The 18,775-nt window shown below is 70.2% G+C and carries 13 protein-coding genes and 1 tRNA gene; 5 read left to right on the top strand and 9 right to left on the bottom strand.

Going from position 1 to position 18,775, the window contains the following annotated elements:
• Positions 1–47: 47 nt before the first annotated feature.
• The 3 genes from CCN37_RS00755 to CCN37_RS00745 all read right to left on the bottom strand — a co-directional run bounded on the left by CCN37_RS00755 (position 48) and on the right by CCN37_RS00745 (position 6,408).
• On the bottom strand, positions 48–551 hold the full coding sequence (locus tag CCN37_RS00755) for a hemerythrin domain-containing protein (protein ID WP_086818644.1): 504 nt from the start codon (positions 549–551) through the stop codon (positions 48–50).
• 215 nt (positions 552–766) lie between these two features.
• Complete coding sequence (locus tag CCN37_RS00750) at positions 767–3,580, bottom strand: BTAD domain-containing putative transcriptional regulator (RefSeq protein ID WP_086818643.1); 2,814 nt, start codon at positions 3,578–3,580, stop codon at positions 767–769.
• Positions 3,577–6,408, bottom strand: coding sequence for a BTAD domain-containing putative transcriptional regulator (locus CCN37_RS00745; protein ID WP_168200468.1), 2,832 nt, complete (start codon positions 6,406–6,408; stop codon positions 3,577–3,579). Before CCN37_RS00745 ends, CCN37_RS00750 begins: the two co-directional genes overlap by 4 nt.
• A gap of 156 nt (positions 6,409–6,564) precedes the next feature.
• Here CCN37_RS00745 and CCN37_RS00740 point away from each other — a divergent pair, with 156 nt between their 5' ends.
• The 3 genes from CCN37_RS00740 (at position 6,565) to CCN37_RS00730 (ending at position 9,845) form a co-directional block, all read left to right on the top strand.
• Positions 6,565–7,671, top strand: coding sequence for an ADP-ribosylglycohydrolase family protein (locus tag CCN37_RS00740; protein WP_086818641.1), 1,107 nt, complete (start codon positions 6,565–6,567; stop codon positions 7,669–7,671).
• 61 nt (positions 7,672–7,732) lie between these two features.
• Positions 7,733–8,170 carry a hypothetical protein gene (locus CCN37_RS00735; protein WP_086818640.1) on the top strand — a complete coding sequence of 146 codons (438 nt, stop codon included), beginning with the start codon at positions 7,733–7,735 and terminating at the stop codon, positions 8,168–8,170.
• A gap of 166 nt (positions 8,171–8,336) precedes the next feature.
• Positions 8,337–9,845 carry an alpha/beta hydrolase gene (locus CCN37_RS00730; protein WP_086818639.1) on the top strand — a complete coding sequence of 503 codons (1,509 nt, stop codon included), beginning with the start codon at positions 8,337–8,339 and terminating at the stop codon, positions 9,843–9,845.
• Between the two features lie 70 nt (positions 9,846–9,915).
• Here CCN37_RS00730 and thpD read toward each other — a convergent pair whose 3' ends face one another.
• The 6 genes from thpD to CCN37_RS00700 form a co-directional block, all read right to left on the bottom strand.
• A complete protein-coding gene (thpD, locus tag CCN37_RS00725; protein WP_086818638.1) occupies positions 9,916–10,851 on the bottom strand; it encodes an ectoine hydroxylase in 936 nt (311 codons plus the stop codon).
• Between the two features lie 26 nt (positions 10,852–10,877).
• Complete coding sequence (locus CCN37_RS00720) at positions 10,878–11,270, bottom strand: ectoine synthase (RefSeq protein ID WP_086818637.1); 393 nt, start codon at positions 11,268–11,270, stop codon at positions 10,878–10,880.
• Positions 11,267–12,508: a diaminobutyrate--2-oxoglutarate transaminase gene (gene ectB, locus CCN37_RS00715; protein WP_086818645.1), complete on the bottom strand. Its 1,242-nt coding sequence runs from the start codon at positions 12,506–12,508 to the stop codon at positions 11,267–11,269. The genes CCN37_RS00720 and ectB overlap by 4 nt, the downstream gene beginning before the upstream one ends.
• 55 nt (positions 12,509–12,563) lie before the next feature.
• Positions 12,564–13,061: a diaminobutyrate acetyltransferase gene (gene ectA, locus CCN37_RS00710; protein ID WP_086818636.1), complete on the bottom strand. Its 498-nt coding sequence runs from the start codon at positions 13,059–13,061 to the stop codon at positions 12,564–12,566.
• 140 nt (positions 13,062–13,201) lie between these two features.
• Positions 13,202–14,230 carry an L-glyceraldehyde 3-phosphate reductase gene (gene mgrA / locus CCN37_RS00705; protein WP_086818635.1) on the bottom strand — a complete coding sequence of 343 codons (1,029 nt, stop codon included), beginning with the start codon at positions 14,228–14,230 and terminating at the stop codon, positions 13,202–13,204.
• A gap of 488 nt (positions 14,231–14,718) precedes the next feature.
• Positions 14,719–14,791: transfer RNA gene (locus CCN37_RS00700), tRNA-Thr, on the bottom strand.
• A gap of 286 nt (positions 14,792–15,077) precedes the next feature.
• Between CCN37_RS00700 and CCN37_RS00695 the strand changes: the two genes are divergently transcribed.
• Entirely contained in the window at positions 15,078–16,520 is a 1,443-nt protein-coding gene (locus CCN37_RS00695) for a trehalose-6-phosphate synthase (RefSeq protein WP_086818634.1), read from the top strand.
• An 85-nt stretch (positions 16,521–16,605) separates the two neighbouring features.
• Positions 16,606–18,775: trehalose-phosphatase (otsB, locus tag CCN37_RS00690; RefSeq protein WP_086818633.1), on the top strand; the 2,170-nt coding region annotated here is incomplete at its 3' end.

Raw genomic sequence — 18,775 nt, 5'->3', positions numbered from 1 at the left:
TTACGAGACATCCCTTAGGAGTACGAAACGGGGTTCTTCGGACCGCGCTAGTCGACGCGGTGTTCGGTGGCTTTGACGAGCTGGCGGACGTGGGTCAGGGAGCCGCAGTCGGCGTCCAGGTGTTGCCGGCGCGCGCGAACGAAGTCGTTGCCCAGTTCGGCCCTGCGCTGCTCGGGCACGGAGTCGCGGGCGTCGTTGAGGATGGTCCGCTCCTCCTCGTCCACGTGGTGGTTGAGGGCTTCGACGAGCTCTTCGAGCTTGTCCTCCCACTCCGATGAGGACGTGTCGCCGACCTCCATCAGCGCGAGCAGCGCCTGGTGGCCCTCGGCGTGCTCCTCGGCGCCGTGCTCCACCTCGTGGTCGTCGACCTTCTTGAAGCGCTTGAGCGCCGGGTAGACCTCGCTCTCCTCGGCCTCGGCGTGCGCGACGAGCAGGGCGGCCAGCTCGGCGAGCAGCTTCTCCCGGTCGTTGTCGCGGTTGCGGAGATCGCGGAAGAGGTCCTCGAAGCGGCGGTGGTCGGCGAGGATGAGTTCTACGACGTCATTGGCCATGACCAGGTGATACCTCGGTGACCGGGCCGCGAAACCGCCCCTGAAACTGCCATCGGCCGGCACCCGGGGACGCGGGTGCCGGCCGAGACAAAGCGGATGATCATGACCTCTGGTGAGGTTTCCCCCAGGACCACCCGGTGACGCCGATCCAGCGCGAACCAAACGACGTCGTTACCTAGGTTGCCAGTCGCGCGACGCGAGACGCTAAACGATCGCTAAACGACGCGTTCAGCGGCGAGTTTCTCCAGCTCAGCCCGCACGTCGTCGGCCGAACTGAGCCCGAGTCCGCCGAAGAGCTCCAGTGCCCGCGTCAGCACCGTCGCGGCCTCCTCCAGCTCCCCGCGCAGCCGCAGCACCCGGCCCAGGCTCTGGCACGACCACGCCTCCAGCAGCACCGAGTCGGCGGCGGCGGTGTCGCGCGCGGCGTCGCGGAGGTAGCGCTCCGCGGCCTCCAGCTCCCCCATGGCCTCGCTGACCTGGCCGAGGTTGAGCCAGGCCATGCCGATGCGGTCGAAGTTCTCCATCCGCTGGTGCAGCGCCAGCACTTCCTGGAAGTGCTCCAGCGCCTGCTCGTGCTCGCCCTTGCGCTTGCAGATCTCGCCGAGGTTGGTCAGCGCCAGCGGCAGCACGAACATGTCGTCGATCCGCCGCGCCAGGTCCACGCTGAGGCGGCAGTAGCGCTCGGCCTCCTCGGTGTCCCCGCGCTCGAACAGACCCGGCACCATGTTCGTGGCGATCAGCGCGACGTGGTGCGGGTCGCCGATCTCCTCCGCGAGCCGGTAGCCCCGCAGGTAGTGCGCCATGGACAGCTCGTTCTGCTCGCTGTTGCGGTAGGCCAGGCCCGCCGTGTTGAGCATCCGCACCTCGGCGAAGCGGTCGCCCAGCCGCTGCGCCGCGTCGATGCCGAGCTCGGTGAACTCGAACCACACCTCCCACGGGCAGCGGGCGAACAGGTACGCGCTGAGCATGTGGGTGGCCGTCCACGTCGCCTCGAACCGGCCGGTGGCGTGGGTGAAGCGCACCAGCGCCATCAGGTTCGGCCACTCGTCGTCGAGCCAGCTCATCGCGGTCCTGCGGTCGACCACCTCGGTGGGGACCAGCTCGGGGCGCTCGGCGGCGTAGTGCGGCCCGGTGAAGGTCGGGCGCAGCGCGCGCCGCGTGTGGTCGAGCCCGGTCAGGAAGTGGTCGACGGCCCGGTTCTCCACGACGACGCGCGTGGCGTGCGGCAGCTGTGACCGGGCGAGCGAGCGCGCGTAGAGCCGGGTCAGGTCGTGCATGGTGAAGCGGTCCGCGCGGTGCTCGGTGACCAGGTGCGCCGCCGCGAGCGCGCGCAGGGAACGCCTGGCGCACGCCGCTTCCACCCCGGCCATGACGGCGAGCAGCTGCGGCGTCACGTCGGTGCCGGGCAGCACTCCGAGCAGGCGGAACACCCGCGCCAGCGACTCGTCGAGGCTGTGGAAGGTCATGTCGAGGGCGCCGCGCACGGAGATGTCGTCGTCCTCGGTGCCCAACGCGCCGAGCCGCTGCTGCTCGTCGGCCAGCTCGGCGACGACGGTGGCGACGGAGCGGTTCGGGTTCACCGCGAGCCGCGCCGCCACGATCCGCAGCGCCAGCGGGAGCCCGCCGCACAGCTCGGCGAGGCGGCGCAGGTCCTCGGGGTCCTCCACCCGGTCGTCGCCGAGCGCCCCGGCCAGGATGTGCACGGCATCGTTGGTGGGCAAGGCGTCCAGGGTCAGCACGCGAGCCGCCGAGGAGACCGACAGCCCGCCGAGCCGACGTCGGCTGGCCACGAGGGCGAGCGAGCCGGCGGCGACCGGGAGCAGATCGCGCACCTGCTCGGCGTCGCGCGCGTCGTCGAGCAGCACGAGCACCTTGCGGTCGGCCAGCAGCGAGCGGTAGAGCGCCACCCGCTCGTCGAGGTCCACGGGCACTCCGGCGGGCGCGATCCCCAGTGCCACAAGGAATTGGCGTAACACCTCGGCGGGCTCCACGGGCGAGCGCTCGGGGTCGAACCCCCGCAGCGACGCGTAGAGCTGGCCGTCCGGGAAGCGGTCGGCCACGCGGCGCGCCCAGCTGACCGTGAGCGCGCTCTTGCCCATGCCTGCGGTGCCGACGACCAGCGCGACGCGCGGTGCCGAACCGTTCCCGTCGCCGAGCAGGCTGTCCATCCAGGACAGTTCGCTCTCCCGGGCCGCGAACCCCGCAGGAGCGGGCGGGAGCTGGGCTGGGCGGAGCACGGTCGTGGTGCCGCGCGAGGCGGCCTGCGAGCCCTTGGCCTGCACCTCCTGGTCATCGCGCAGCAGGCTGGCGTAGAGGTCGCGCAGCTTGGTGCCGGGGTCGACGCCCAGTTCCTCCGCGAGCAGCCTGCGGTAGCGCAGGTAGCTGCCGATGGCCTCGGCGCGCTGGCCGCAGCGGTGCATCGCGATCATCAGCTGGCCGATCATCCGCTCGCGGAAGGGCTGCCGCGCCAACAGCCCGGACAGCTCGCTGAGCAGTTCCGCGTGCCGCCCCAGCTCCAGGTCCGCGTCAATGCGGTCCTCGAGCAGGCCGAGGCGGAACTCTTCGAGGTCGGCGCCGACGCCGGTGCGCAGGCGCTCGGACTGGAGGTCGGACAGCGCCTGCCCGCGCCACTGCGCCAGCGCCTCGCCGAGCACCCCCGCCCGCCGCCGCGCGTCCAGCTCGCCGACGCCGGAGATCATCGACTGCACGCGGTGCACGTCGATCAGCGCGGGGTCGGCGCGCAGCAGGTAGCCGGGCGGCTGCGTGACGATCTCCACCTCGCCGCCGGGGGCGATCTCGGCGAAGAGCTTGCGCAGCCGCGAGACGTAGCTCTGCATGATCGTGCGCCCGGTCGACGGCGGTCGGCGCTCCCAGAGCACGTCCTCGATGTGCGCGACCGAGACGACCTGGTTGACCTCCAGCAGCAGCAGGGCCAGCAGCGTGCGCGCGCCCCGGCTGCCGACCTGGATCACCTCGCGGTCGGTGACGATCTCCACGGGTCCGAGCACCCGGAACCCCAGCCCGCTCATCCGGGCCCCGCCCGACCGGCCAGCGCGGACAACCGGCCGCGAACGGATTCCACCTCGGCGAGCCCGAGCCGTTCGAAGAGCTCCAGCGCCTTGGACCACTCCTCACCCGCCGCGACGGGATCGCCGTCGGCCAGCGCGACATCGCCAAGCCCGCGCCGTGCGCGCGCCTGCTCGATCGGCACGCCGATGTGCTCGGCGATCCCCAGCGCCTCGTCGAACAGCGTCCTGGCCACCTCGCCCGCGCCCAGCTCGACCATGGCCTCGCCGAGCCAGACCAGTCCGAGCGCCAGCGTCTCGCGGTCTCCGGTCCGCCTGCTCAGCTCGATCCCCTCGCGCAGGTACCCGACCGCGGAGTCGATGTCCCCCAAGGCTTTCTGGATGAAGCCGAGGTTCAGCGTGCAGCTCGCCCGGTTCAGCTTGTCGTCGCACTCCTCGGCCAGCCGCAGCGCTTCCTCCACATAGGACAGTGCGTCGGTGTAGCGGGCCAGCTCCATCAGCACCATGCCCACGTTGGCCGTGGTGGTGCCGATGTCCCGCGTGCTGCCCAGTGCCTTCGCGGCGGCGCGCGCGGCCATCGCCTGCTCCAGCGCGTCGGCGTGCCGGTTCGCCCGCGCCAGCGCGACGGTCAGCCCGATCCGCGTGGTGACCTCGGCGTGCTGGTCGGCGAGGCGGTCGGTGGCGGGCAGTGCGCGGCGGTGCGTGGTGATCCACTCGTCCACCAGGCTGCGGGCGGAGAGGAAGTTCAGCATCAGCCTCGGCAGCACCCACGCCCCGACGTCGTCGCCGTCCTCCAGCATGCCGCGCTGCAGCTCGATCAGGTTGCCCAGCTCGGCGTCGAACCACTCCAGCGCCTTGGCCGGGGTGTCGACCTCGGGCAGCCGCTGCCCCGGCTCGGCGGGGAAGCTCAGCTCGTCGCCCGCCGGGCGGATCGCGCGCCGGGCCAGGTCGGCTGTCGCGAGGGAGAAGCGCACGAGGTGCCGCCGCGCGGCGACCCGCTCCCGCTCACTGAGGTCCGTGCGCGCCTTTTCCCTGCCGTGCAAGCGAAGCAGGTCGTGCATGACGAAGCGGTCGGGCCGCTGTTCGGCGATCAGGTGCGCTGCGGCCAGTGAGCGCAGCCCCCGCCGCGCGGCGCTCGGGTCGATGTTGGCCATCGCGGCCATGGACAGTGGCGTGACCTCGCGGCCCGGCACGAGCCCGGTCAGCCGGAACAACATCGCAGCCTGCTCGGAGAGGTGTCGGTAGGAGACGTCGAAGACCCCGCGCACGGAGATCTCGGCATCGTCGGTGTCCAGTGCCGCCAACCGTTCCCGCTCGTCGGAGAGCTCGGCGACGAGGTCGGCGGCGGAGCGGTCCGGGTTCACCACGAGCCGGGCGGCGACGATCCGCAGCGCCAGCGGCAGGCCGCCGCAGAGCTGGGCGAGCACCCGCAGGCTGACCGCCTCGCGCGCGGCCCGCTCCCCCGCTGCGGCCTCGATGATCCGCACGGCCTCCGACTCCGGCAGCGTGTCCAGGGTCAGCACGCTCGCGCCGACCGACACCGCGAGCCCGCCGAGCCTGCGCCTGCTGGTCACCAGCACCAGCGAACCGCTGTCACCGGGTAGCAGCGGACGGACCTGCTCGGAGTCGCGGGCGTCGTCCAGCAGCACCAGCATCCGTCGCCCGGCCAGCAACGACCGGTACAGCGCGACGCGCTCGTCCTCCTCGACCGGCACCGCCTCCGGGGCGACGCCGAGCGCGATGAGGAACCGGCGCAGCACCTGGCTCGGCTCGGCGGCGGGGTGCTCGGGGTCGAAACCGTGCAGTCCGGCGAAGAGTTGCCCATCTGGAAACTCAGGGGCGACCTGGCGGGACCACGTCACCGCGAGCGCGCTCTTGCCGACGCCCGCCGCGCCCACCACCGTCGCGATCACCGGGCTCGGGCGTTCGTCCCTGCCGACCAGCAGCGCGTCCAGCGCGGCGATCTCCCGCTCCCGGCCGGTGAACCCGGCGGGCGAGGGCGGCAGCTGCGCGGGCCTGCGCGGCACCGAGGAGCCCTGCTCGCTGACGGCGGGCGCCCAGTGCAGCGAAGGGTCGTCGCGGACGACGCGCTCGTGCAGCGCACGCAGCTGCGGCCCGGGGTCGATGCCCAGCTCCTCGGCGAGGCGGACGGTGAAGTCCTGGAAGGTGCCGAGCGCGGTCGCCCGCCTGCCGCTGCGGTAGAGCGCGAGCACGAGCTGCGAGACCATCCGCTCGCGGAAGGGGTGCCGCGCCAGCAGCCCGGACAGCTCGACGACCAGGTCCGCGTGCCGCCCCAGCTCCAGGTCCGCGGCGATCCGGTCCTCCAGCGCGACCAGCCGCAGTTCCTCCAGCTCGTAGACGACGTGCTCCAGCCGACCGGCCTTCACGCCGCCGAGCACCGGTCCGCGCCACAGCCGCAGCGCCTCGGCGAGCAGCTCGGCGCGCCCGGCGGGCGGCAGTCCACGCGCCCGGTCGATCAGCGCGGTGGCCCTGCGCAGGTCGACGAGGTCGTGGTCGACGCGCAGCTGGTAGCCGGAGGAGCGCGTGATGATCTCCACGCGGTCGCCGGGAGCGTGCTCGACCAGGAGCTTGCGCAGCTTGGAGACGTAGCCCTGGATGATCGTGCGCGCCGTGGAGGGCGGTTCCTCCTCCCACAGCACGTCGGCGATGCGGCCCCGGCCGACGACCTGGTTGGCCTCCAGCACCAGCAGCGCGAGCAGCCTGCGCACGCCGGCGCCGCCCAGCGGAACCGGAATCCCGTTCGCGAGCACCTCGACCTGACCGAGCAGCCGGAACTCCAGGTCCCTCGCTTCGGCCGCCGATGATCGCACCAGCAAACAATACGACGTTTCGGCTACCGCCCAATGGCCGAACGGACAGGCTGGTCACAGGTTCGGCATACCTTCCGGCAGGTATGCGAGTGCCGACCGTTCCCGAAGACCGGCAAAGCCGAGGGCTGAACGGCTGAAAGCACTAGGGTCAGTGGTGTGCCCCTGGACCCGACCGTCGTCGCAGACCGTGGCGCCGGATGCCTCTTGGGCGGGGCGCTCGGCGATGCTCTTGGCGCGCCCGTGGAGTTCATGCGGCTCGACGAGATCCGCAAGGAGTACGGCCCCGCGGGCGTCACGCACCCGCCGCGGCTCGGGCTGATCACCGACGACACGCAGATGACGCTGTTCACCGCCGAGGGCTACCTGCGGGCCTGGGTGCGCGGCAAGCACCAGGGGCAGTGGGGTCCCGCCGCGATGGTGTGGCTGAGCTACCGGCGCTGGCTGGACTCGCAGCAGCAGCGCGCGCCCTCCCCGGACTCCGTCGGCCTGCTCGCCGACAAGCGGCTCTACGCCAGCCGCGCGCCCGGCGTGACCTGCCTGCGCGTGCTCCAGGGCGCCAACGAGCTGTCCGAGGTTCCCGATCCGGAGCACCCGATCAACGACTCGCGCGGCTGCGGCGGCGTGATGCGCGTCGCGCCCGCCGGTTTCGCGCCGACCGCCGAGACCGCATACGGGCTGGGCTGCGAGTTCGCCTCGCTGACCCACGGCAGTCCCGGTGGCTGGGCTCCGGCAGGAGCGCTGGCGATGATCGTGCACCTCGTGGCCATCCGCCGCCGCTCCCTGGTGGAGGCCGTCGACCAGGCGACCGGGCGCGTGCTGCGCGACGACCGCGAGACCGCGCACGCCTTGGCCGCCGCCGTCGCGCTGGCCGGGTACGACAGCTCCAAGGCCGAACAGGTCCGCGAGGCCAAGGTGTTCGGCCGCCGCGTGGTCACCGGCGGCCCGTCGGACCGCTCGATCGAACGGCTCGGCGGCGGTTGGGTCGGTCCGGAAGCACTCGCGATCGCCGTCTACTCGGCGCTGTCGCACCGCACACCCGAGCGCTTCCCCGACGCGCTGCGGCTGGCCGCCAACCACTCCGGCGACAGCGACTCGACGGCCTCGATCACCGGCAACCTGCTCGGCGCGCTGCACGGAGCCGCCGCGCTGCCCCGGGAATGGCTCGGCAGGCTCGAACTGTCCGACCTGATCGACCAGGTGGGCAGGGATCTCGCGGCCTCGTGCACCGGAAACGGCTTCGACGAGGACTACTACGGGTTCTGAGCCGGTTTCTCTCCGCGCGCACGGGGTATCCGAGTGTTCCCAAGCTCGGAGGAGGTCGGCGGTGGAAGAGAGCCTGAACGCCTATTTCGCCTTTCTGATCGTCGGCGCCATCCTCGTTGTCGCGGACGGCCAGCTGATCATGCGAGCCAGTCGCGGTTACCTCCGCTCGGCCTACGCCGACGAGAAGGCCGCGAACTCCATGGGCCGCATGATCGGCGTGCTCTTCCACATCATCACGCTGGGCCTGCTGATGCTGCTCTCCACCGTGAACATCCCGGTCGAGGGCGCGGTGCAGCAGGTGGTCACGAAGCTGGGCATCGTCCTGCTGCTGCTCGGAGCCGCGCACGCGGTGGCGCTGTCGGTGCTGCGCAACATGCGCGAGCGGCAGAGTTCGCAGCGGCTCACGCAGGAGACCAACGCGCAGTTCGAGGAGCGCAGGAACGACGAGCACCAACCGCAGCCAAATGTGAACCCGAGCATGAACGCGAACAACTTCTAACCCCACAGACCCTCGCTCGGGGAGCGTCGGAGGGCCGTGCTCACCCCCCTGGGACGGCCCTCCAGCGCTGTCCGGATGCGGAAGAATCACTTAAACGCGCTTCACCGGCCGAGCCCCCTCTTATAGCGTTCGCCCGTTTCAACGGTGCTGATCTGGGGGCAACAGAATGCGAAGACGATCCACGACGGGCTCATTGCTGGTCGCGACGGCGCTCGTGTCGTTGTGCGCGCCAGTGGCGGTCGCCAACGCCGCGCCCACCGACTCCATCGCGTGGTCGGAATGCGGTGACAAGTTCAAGGGCGAGTGCGCGACGATTCCCGTTCCGCTCACCTGGGGCAAGCCCGGCGGCGAGAAGATCAACCTCGCGATCGGCAGGCTCAAGGCCACCGACCCCGCGCGGCGCATCGGCGTGCTGCTGGCCAACCCGGGCGGCCCCGGCGGCTCCGGGATCACCAGCTACATCACCGGTCGGGGCATCCCGGACGACAGCGAGCTGCGCAAGCGCTTCGACATCATCAGCTGGGACCCGCGCGGCGTCGGGCTGAGCAACGTCGTCAAGTGCGACAAGGCACTGCTGGGCCGCGGCCCGAGCGCGGTCCCGGTGACCGACGCGGAGTTCAAGGCGCTGCTCGCGCACAACGCCGAACTGGGTGCCGACTGCCGCAAGAACACCGGCCCGCTGATCGACCACGTGGACACGGTGCACACCGTGCGCGACATGGACGCGATCCGCGCGGCGCTGGGCGAGGAGAAGGTCAACTTCCTCGGGTTCTCCTACGGCACGCAGATCGGTCAGCAGTACGCGGAGCTGTTCGGCAAGCGGCTGCGCGCGATGGTGATCGACTCGAACATGGACCACAGCATCACCTCCGCCTACCAGTACCTGGAGACGGCGACCCGCGACCTCGAAGGCTCCTTCACCGAGTTCGCCGACTGGTGCGAGCGCACCCAGCCCTGTGCCTTGCACGGCAAGGACGTCCGCGCGGTGTGGGACGGGCTCTACGCCAAGGCAGAAGCCGGGAAGCTGACCGATCCGGCCAACGGCAAGTCCCTGACCGCCTCCGCGCTGCGCGACGAGCTTTTCGTGGCGATGTACAAGCCGGAGCAGCGGTGGTTCCCGCTCGCCACGCGCCTCGCCGCGCTGAACACCGGCGAGCGCGTCGCCGCGGCGGCTGCGGCGCCTGCGGAACTCGCGGAGAACCCCTACCAGGCGATCTGGTGCCAGGACTGGTCGTGGCGGGTCAACGGCGCCGCCGAGTTCAGGTCGATGCTCAAGCGCCTTGAGCGCGTCGCCCCGCACACCAGGCTGAGCCCGTTCTGGGGCGACATCACCTCGTGCCTCGGCTGGCCCGCGAAGGTCACCAACCCCCAGCACCGGCTGGCGGTCAAGGACGCGCCGCCGATCCTGATGGTGACCGCGAAGTACGACGTCGCGACGCCGCGCGACTGGAACCTGGCCGCTGCCAAGCAGATCAAGAACGCCGTGCTGCTGAACTACGACGGCGTCGGGCACGGGCAGTTCTCGCGCAGCAAGTGCGCTCGCGGGCACATCGAGACCTACCTGACCTCGCTGCGCCTGCCCGCGCCGAACACCCACTGCGCGGCCGAATGGCCGACGACTCCGCCTGCTCAGCGGATGGACGACGGCGCTCTGCCACGCGTGCCGCAGGGCTGATCGCAGCTGATCAGGAAGGAGCTGGTGGTGGCGGACCTGCGACCCCGAGTGCGGTCCGCCACCACCTCCATCACCCGTTCCCGACTGGGGTGAAGTCCCGGCTCGCGATGAACGGCGGACGCGGCGTCGGCGCGGAGAACGGGTCGACGAGCGCGTTCTCGACGCTGTTGAACACCACGAAGATGTTGGAGCGCGGGAACGGCGTGATGTTGCCGTTGGACCCGTGCATGCAGTTCGAGTCGAACATGACCGCCGAACCGGCCGGGCCGGTGAACTGCTCGATGCCGTAGCGCCCGGCGAGCACCGTCAGGCTGTCGTTGTCCGGAGTGCCGATCTCCTGCTCCCGCAATGATTCCTTGTAGTGGTCGGCGGGTGTCTCACCGACGCAGCTGACGAAGGTGCGGTGCGAGCCCGGCATGATCATCAGGCCGCCGTTGAACGGGTGGTTGTCGGTGAGCGCGATGGAGATGCTGACCGCGCGCATGCCGGGCATGCCGTCCTCGGCGTGCCAGGTCTCGAAGTCGGAGTGCCAGTAGAACGAGCCGCCCTTGAAGCCCGGCTTGTAGTTGATCCGGCTCTGGTGCACGTAGACCTCGGAACCCAGCAGCTGCCGCGCGCGGTCGACGACCCGGGGGTCGCGCACCAGCTGCGCGATCGCGGGGCTGATCCGGTGCACCTCGAAGATCGAGCGGACCTCGTTGGAGGACTTCTCCACCACCGTGCGCTCGTCGGCCTTGATCGCCGGGTCCGCGGCCAGCCGGTCCAGCTCGTCGCGGTAGAGCGCCACCTCCTCACCGGTGAGCAGTGAGTCGACGGACAGGAAGCCCTTGGCGTCGTAGTCGGCGACCGTGTCCGCGTCGATCGGCCCGGTCGCGGTCGTCCCGGCCTCGGTCGGCCACACCACGGGATCGGGGCGGCGCAGCATCATCGGGTAGTTCTTGCAGCGGGTCGGGTACCTGTCCTCGACGAGGCTGCCGTGCAGGGTCTCGGTGTCGAAGGTGGTCATCTCTCGCTCCTCGCGCGCGTCAGGGTTCAGGCGGACTCGGTCAGCAACGGGTAGACGCCGTGCTCGTCGTGCACCTCCCTGCCGGTGACGGGCGGGTTGAACACGCAGACGGTGCGCACGTCGGTCTTGCAGCGCAGCCGGTGCTTCTCGTGCCCGTCGAGGAGGTAGAGCGTTCCCGGCGAGATCGGGTGCACCTCACCGGTCTCGTCGTTGATCAGCTCGCCCTCGCCCTCGATGCAGTAGACGGCCTCGACGTGGTTCGCGTACCACATCGCCGTCTCCGTCCCGGCGTAGAGCACGGTGTCGTGCACGGAGAAGCCGACACCCTCCTTGGCCAGGATGATCCGCCTGCTGCGCCAGGTCTCCGCGCGGACGTCGTACTCGGTGTTCTCGATCTCGGAGAGGTTCCGGACGATCACTGGCAGCTCCTCACGGCATCGGCGAACAGGGCGAGCCCCTGCTCCAGCTCGGCGTCGGTGATGGTCAGCGCGGGCATGAGCTTGGCGACCTCGCTCTCCGGCCCCGAGGTCTCCACGAGCAGACCCCGGTCGAAGGCGGCGCGGCACGCCTTGCCCGCGCGGTCGGCCTGCTCGAAGGCCAGCCCCTGCGCGAGTCCCCTGCCGCGCACGGACATGCCCTCGCCGGAGGCGGCGATGGCCGACAGCTCCGAGTTGATCCACTCGCCCTTGGCCAGCGTCGCCCGCTCCAGCGCGTCGTCGGCCCAGTAGGTGTCCAGCGCGGCGGTCGCGGTCACGAACGCCGGGTTGTTGCCGCGGAAGGTGCCGTTGTGCTCGCCCGGCTCCCAGATGTCGTGCTCCGGCTTGATCAGCGTGAGCGACAGCGGCAGGCCGTAGCCACTGATCGACTTGGACAGGCAGACGATGTCCGGGGTGATCCCGGCTTCCTCGAAGCTGAAGAACGGGCCCGTGCGGCCGCAGCCCATCTGCACGTCGTCGACGATCAGCAGCATGTCGTGGCGCTGGCACAGCTCGGAGAGCCCGCGCAGCCACTCCGCGCGGGCGACGTTGATGCCGCCCTCGCCCTGCACCGTCTCCACGATCACCGCGGCCGGGCGGTCCAGCCCGCTGCCGCTGTCCAGCAGCAACCGCTCGAACAGCAGGAAGTCCGGCATCTGGCCGTCGAGGTAGTTGTCGAAGGGCATCGGCACGGTGCTCGACAGGGACACGCCCGCGCCGCCGCGCTTCATCGCGTTGCCGGTGACCGAGAGCGCGCCGAGGGTCATCCCGTGGAAGGCGTTGGTGAAGCTGATGACCGGCTCCCGGCCGGTGACCTTGCGGGCCAGCTTCAGCGCGGACTCCACCGAGTTCGCCCCGGTCGGCCCAGGGAACTGGATCTTGTAGTCCAGCCCCCTCGGCGCGAGCACCCTGCGCTGGAAGGTCTCCAGGAACCGCCGCTTGGCGCTGGTGCTCATGTCCAGCCCGTGGGTGACCCCGTCGCGGGCGAGGTAGTCGAGCAGCTGCCGCTTCAGCTCCGGCGGGTTGTGCCCGTAGTTCAGCGCGCCCGCCCCGGCGAAGAAGTCGAGGTAGCGGTTGCCGTCCTCGTCCGTCATATGACTGCCGGTAGCCGTGTCGAATACCGTCGGCCACCCCCTGCAATAGGAGCGGACTTCCGACTCAAGGGCCTCGAAGATTTCCATGAAGAACCGTCCGATCATCCGTCAGCGGACTCGGGATACGTTGGATGGAGAGCGACTAGACGAAAGGACCTATCCGGTAGAGATCCTCTGCGATATGACTCCCCGCGAACAGGTCGTCACCGAAGAGGCCCCCGACGGAGAGCCGGGCCCCGCGGTTTCTGGCGAGTGCGGAGAACAGGGCGATGGAGGCCCGGTTGTCGGCGGTGATGGTGGTCTCCAACCACCGCGCCCCCTGGCTCACCGCGCGGTCCACCACGGCCTGGAGCAGCGAGGAAGCCACTCCCTGGCCCCGGTGCGCGGAGTCGACGCCGACCTGCCACACCATGAGCGTTTCCTGCTCATCCGGTCGCATGTACCCGGTGACGAACCCCGCTAAACCATCTTTTGAGCGAGCAACCGCAGATGTTCCGGCAAAGTCCCTGCACCACAACAGATAAGCGTAGGGAGAATTCAGGTCGAGGGTCCCGGAATCGCGCGCGACCCGCCACATCTCGGCCCCGTCGGCAAGTGTGGGTTGATCGATCTGGAGGAGTTGCTGGCGACCTTCTGCCATGTCATGTGAAAGTAACAGAGTAATTTTTTCACGCCAGTCACCGAAGATCGCGAATCGCATGTGCCTGCGCATTCGCAGAAACATGCGTGATGAAGGCTACGTAACGCTTGCCTTCGCGTGAGTGCCCTTGTTAAGGGCGCTCAGCCCGAGGAGCGGGAGGTGGCCCAGAGGTCGATGCCCGACTCGACGGCGTGCTTGTCGATCTCCGTCAGCTCGTCGGCGGAGAGGTCGAGGCGGTCCAGCGCGGCCAGGTTCTGCTCCAGCTGCCGCACCGAGCTCGCTCCGACGAGCACCGAGGTGACCCGATCGTCGCGCAACGCCCACGACAGCGCGAGCTGAGCGAGGCTCTGCCCACGTGAGGCCGCGATCTCGTTCAGCGCCCGCACCCGCGCCAGGTTCTCGTCGCTGAGGTGTTCCGGCCGCAACGAACCCTGCTGGCTCGCGCGCGAGCCCTCCGGCACGCCGTTGAGGTAGCGGTCGGTCAGCATGCCCTGCGCCAGCGGCGAGAACGCGATGCAACCGATGCCCAGCTCGCCGAGGGTGTCCAGCAGTTCCGTCTCGATCCAGCGGTTCAGCATCGAGTACGAGGGCTGGTGGATCAGCACCGGGACGCCGAGCTCGCGCAGGATCGCGTGCGCTTCGCGGGTCTTCGCCGCCGAGTAGGAGGAGATGCCGACGTAGAGCGCCTTGCCCTGGCTGACCGCGGACGCCAGCGCGCCCATGGTCTCCTCCAGCGGCGTGTCCGGGTCGAAGCGGTGCGAGTAGAAGACGTCGACGTAGTCCAGCCCCAGGCGCGTCAACGAGGCGTCCAGCGAGCTGAGCAGGTACTTCCGCGAGCCGCCGTTGCCGTACGGCCCCGGCCACATGTCGTAGCCCGCCTTGGTCGAGATCACCAGCTCGTCGCGGTAGCCGCGCAGGTCCGTCGCCAGCATCCGGCCGAAGTTCTCCTCGGCCGAGCCGTACGGCGGTCCGTAGTTGTTCGCCAGGTCGAAGTGCGTGACGCCCCAGTCGAAGGCCCGCAGCACGATGTCGCGCCCGTCGGTGTACCCCCGGTCCGCGCCGAAGTTCTGCCACAGCCCCAGCGACACCGCTGGCAGGTCGAGTCCACTGCGCCCGCACCGCCGGTAGGTCATGCGGTCGTAACGGCTGGGCTCGGCCTGGTGGGACATACCTCTCCGATCACCGCTGGGCGCTTCTCGGTGGCGAGCCTAGTTGACGCTTCACGTTCTGCTCGCCGTCGGCGCTGCGCGCTGGTTGCGTGGGTGTCGGCTTGACCTGGGGCCCCTCGCCCGTGCCCCTGGGCCTCGCAAGGGCACGGGATAGAACACCCGGCCCTCGCGCGAGCGTATGGCACGCACACCCCAGGTAAAGCCGACCTTGGCTTCCCGTCCCAGCGGGGTTGCCTTTCGCGCGCCATGGACACTTTTCGCGGTGTTCTGCCCTCCAGAGGCCCGATAAGTGTCCGCAACGTTGACCTCACCCGCCCGAGGCTGGAACCGACCGCCGCAGGCTGGAACGGGACCGCCGAAGGCTGGTCAACACCCAACGTGGGCACGCAGTCGGGGTGAGGAGCTCGCACCGTGGGGGTTCCGGGGGCTCGGCCCCCGGGCGGTACGAGGAGACCGGGAAGGTGCGCACAGCGCACCGAACAGCATTGAGCTGGTGGCGGGACTCGAACCCGCAACCTTCCGCTTACAAGGCGGGTGCTCTGCCAATTGAGCTACACCAGCACGGGTCGGTGAGAACATGACCCGTGCACATCGTAAGCACACCGATGGCTCGTGCAGACCGGGACTGGCATGGGGCGCAAGCAACCTAGAGATGATCACCGGGTGGACTCGGCGCAGGTCAAAGGGGCCGTTCGGCGGCTCAAGGTGGAGTGTGGGACGCCGATGAACTGACGGAATGTGACGGCGATAACGGCCGGGCGTGGCGTGTGTCGGCAGTGGCTAACCTCGGTGTGGCCGCCTGTTCCGCACAGCTCATCCAGCCAGGCAGTCGAGGAGGCGTTTCCCGGTGGCGAGCTCGCCCGTGTCGAAGGCCGATTTCATCGTTGTGGCCAACCGTCTTCCGGTGGACCTGGAGCGGATGGACGACGGCTCGGAACGGTGGAAGCGCAGTCCTGGCGGGTTGGTGTCGGCGTTGGAGCCATTCCTGCGCAGCCGCAGCGGCGCGTGGGTGGGCTGGCCGGGGGTGCCGGACGTCGAGGTGGAGCCGTTCGAGGACACGGGCGTGCACCTGCACCCGGTTCCGTTGTCCGCCAAGGAGGTCGCGGACTACTACGAGGGTTTCTCCAACGGCACGCTGTGGCCGCTCTACCACGACGTGGTGGCGCCACCGGTGTACCACCGCCACTGGTGGGAGGCCTACGTCCGGGTGAACCGGCGCTTCGCGGACGCGACGGCGGAGGCGGCTGCGCCCGGCGCGACGGTGTGGGTGCAGGACTACCAGTTGCAGCTGGTCCCGGCGATGCTGCGGGAGCGCAGGCCGGACCTGAAGATCGGCTTCTTCCTGCACATCCCGTTCCCGCCGGTGGAGCTGTTCCAGCAGCTGCCGTGGCGCACGGAGATCATCAGGGGGCTGCTCGGCGCGGACCTGGTCGGGTTCCACCGGCCGGGCGGCGCGCAGAACTTCCTGTGGCTGGCCCGCCGCCTGCTGGGGCTGGAGCCGAGCCGGGGTGCGGTCGGCGTGCGGACGCGGCCGGGTGTGGTGCCCAACGGGGACCGGATGGTGCGGGTGGGGGCCTTCCCGATCTCCATCGACTCGGCGGGGCTGGACGCGCTGGCGCACGACCCGGACGTGCAGAAGCGGGCGCAGGAGATCCGCAACGAGCTGGGCAACCCGAAGAAGATCATGTTGGGTGTCGACCGCTTGGACTACACCAAGGGCATCGACGTCCGGTTGCACGCGCTCGGGGAGATGCTGGCCGAGGGCCGGATCGACCCGGAGGACGTGATCATGGTGCAGCTGGCGACGCCGAGCCGGGAGCGGGTCGAGCACTACCAGCAGATGCGCGACGACATCGAGGGTCTCGTCGGCCGGATCAACGGCCAGTTCGGCAAGATCGGCCACCCGGCCGTGCACTACCTGCACCAGTCGGTGGACCGGAAGGAGCTGGTCGCGTACTTCTGCGCGGCCGACGTGATGGTGGTGACGCCGGTCCGGGATGGTATGAACCTGGTCTGCAAGGAGTACGTGGCCACTCGACACGACCTGGGGGGTGCGCTCGTACTCAGTGAGTTCGCCGGCGCCGCTGCCGAGCTCACCAGCGCGTTCCTCGTCAATCCACACGATTTGGACGGCGTGAAGAACGCGTTGCAGGCCGCCCTCGACGTGGACCCGGCGGAGGGCCGCCGTAGGATGCGCGCTCTACGCCGCCAAGTACTCACGCACGACGTCGACCGTTGGGCACGTTCGTTCCTTGAGGCACTCGGCGCGCAGGAGACGAACAACGCGTAAGCGCACAAAGAAAGCCGGATTCACTTTTCCACCTGGCTTTCCACATACTTCCGTTGTCCCTTCGACGCCCCCGTAGGAGCAGGCGTTGACCGCCGAAGCCCTTCCCGCCGAGCTTCGTCGCGCGCTCGTGCAGCTGGCCCGCACTCCCCGGCTGCTGATCGCGTGCGACTACGACGGAACGATGGCGCCCATCGTCGCCGATCCTGAGCAGGCCCGTCCGCTGCCGGAGTCGGTGAACGCGCTGCGGTCGCTGGCCACCCTGTCGTCCACGACCGTCGCGGTGATCTCCGGGCGCGCGCTGCGCGACCTCGCCACGCTGTCCCGGCTGCCCTCCGAGGTGCACCTGGTCGGCAGCCACGGCTCGGAGTTCGACGTCGGCTTCGTGCACGCGCTGGACGCCGCGGCCCGACAGCTGCTGACCAAGATCAAGCACGAGCTGGACGGCATCATCGACGGTGCCGAAGGCGTGCACCTGGAGATGAAGCCGGCCAGCGTCGCGGTGCACGTGCGCCGCGCCGAGCCCGCTGTCGGCGAGCGCGTCTTCGAAGCGCTGCGCAGCGGCCCGTGCACCTGGGACGGCGTGCAGGTCACCGAGGGCAAGGCCGTGATCGAGCTGGCCGTGGTGCAGACGGACAAGGGCCACGCCCTCGACGTGCTGCGCCACCAGGTCGGCGCGACCGCCGCGATCTTCCTCGGCGACGACGTCACCGACGAGAAGGCCTTCGCCCGGCTGACCGGCCCGGACCTGGGCATCAAGGTCGGCGACGGCGAGACGCTGGCCGCGTACAAGATCGCTGACACCACCGACGTGGCCAGGGTGCTCGCCTTCCTGATGGAGGAGCGCCGCACCTGGCTCTACGGCGAGCAAGCGGTGCCGATCGAGCGCATCTCCATGCTGGCCAACGAGCGTTCGGTGGCGCTGCTGACCCCGGACGCGAAGCTCACCTGGCTGTGCCACCCGGAGCCGGACTCGGGCGCGATCTTCGCCGACCTGCTCGGCGGTCCGACCGCGGGTGTCTTCGGCATCAAGCCGGAGCGCAACGGCCTTCCGCTGGGCCAGCGCTACCTGCCGGGCACCATGACGGTGGAGACCCGCTGGTCGAAGCTGCTGGTCACCGACTACCTCGACCACTACGCGCCGCCGCACCGCACGGAGATCGTCCGGGTCATCTCGGGCAACAGCCGCGCGGTGATCGACTTCGCGCCGCGGCCGGAGTTCGGCCAGGTCGCGGTCAAGCTCTCCGCCGAGGCGGACGGCCTGCGGGTGCTCGGCACCTCCGACCCGATCGTGCTGCGCGCGCCCGGCGTCGAGTGGACGATCACCTCCGACGGCCAGCACGAGTCGGCCCGCGCCGTCGTCGAGGTGACGCCGGAGCAGCCGATCGTGCTCGAACTGCGTTGCGGCAGCGACGATCTCGGCCCCGCCGAGGTCAGCGAGGCCGACCGCAGGGCCCGCGCTGGCGCGTACTGGACCGACTGGCTGGCGGGTCTGAACCTGCCGGAGGTCCAGCGCGACCTGGTCGCCCGTTCCGCGCTGACGCTCAAGGGTCTCCAGCACGACGAGACCGGCGCCTTCCTGGCCGCCGCGACCACGTCGCTGCCGGAGGAGATCGGCGGCGTCCGCAACTGGGACTACCGCTACTGCTGGATTCGCGACGCCGCGCTGTCCGCGCAGGCGCTGGTCCGCCTCGGTTCGACCGCCGAAGCGGAGAAGTACCTGGCCTGGGTGCACGGCGTGCTCGCGACGCTGCCGGGCCCGGAGCGGCTGCACCCGCTGTACACGCTGCACGGCACGCACCTCGGTCCGGAGGCGGTCATCGACACGCTGCCCGGCTACGCGGGCTCGCGCCCGGTGCGGGTGGGCAACCTGGCCAACCAGCAGGTCCAGCTCGACGTCTTCGGCCCCATCGTCGACCTCGTCGCGATGGTCACCGAGGCGCGCGGCAAGCTGACCGACGAGGACTGGCGCATGGTGGAGGCGATGGCCGAGGCCGTCAGCCGCCGCTGGCACGAGCCGGACCACGGCATCTGGGAGGAGCGCGCCGCGCCACGGCACCGCGTCTACTCCAAGGTGATGTGCTGGGTGACCCTGGACCGCGCGATCAAGCTCGCGGACGCCTACGGCCGCAAGGCCGAGACGAGCTGGGCGGAGCTGCGCGACACCATCCGCGCGGACGTGGTCGAGAACGGGTGGAACGAGGAGGTCCAGTCCTACGCGACGGCCTACGACGGGCCCGACCTGGACGCGGCGACCC

The sequence above is a fragment of the Allokutzneria sp. NRRL B-24872 genome (genome assembly GCF_002155965.1).
Taxonomy (GTDB): domain Bacteria; phylum Actinomycetota; class Actinomycetes; order Mycobacteriales; family Pseudonocardiaceae; genus Allokutzneria.
This window is presented reverse-complemented; position numbering and strand designations above follow the sequence as displayed.

Coding starts and splice junctions, on each gene's coding strand:
- mgrA (WP_086818635.1), bottom strand. CDS start 14,230: ATGTCCCACCAGGCCGAGCCCAGCCGTTACGACCGCATGACCTACCGG.
- CCN37_RS00750 (WP_086818643.1), bottom strand. CDS start 3,580: ATGAGCGGGCTGGGGTTCCGGGTGCTCGGACCCGTGGAGATCGTCACC.
- ectB (WP_086818645.1), bottom strand. CDS start 12,508: ATGGAAATCTTCGAGGCCCTTGAGTCGGAAGTCCGCTCCTATTGCAGG.
- CCN37_RS00730 (WP_086818639.1), top strand. CDS start 8,337: ATGCGAAGACGATCCACGACGGGCTCATTGCTGGTCGCGACGGCGCTC.
- CCN37_RS00755 (WP_086818644.1), bottom strand. CDS start 551: ATGGCCAATGACGTCGTAGAACTCATCCTCGCCGACCACCGCCGCTTC.
- thpD (WP_086818638.1), bottom strand. CDS start 10,851: ATGACCACCTTCGACACCGAGACCCTGCACGGCAGCCTCGTCGAGGAC.
- ectA (WP_086818636.1), bottom strand. CDS start 13,061: ATGGCAGAAGGTCGCCAGCAACTCCTCCAGATCGATCAACCCACACTT.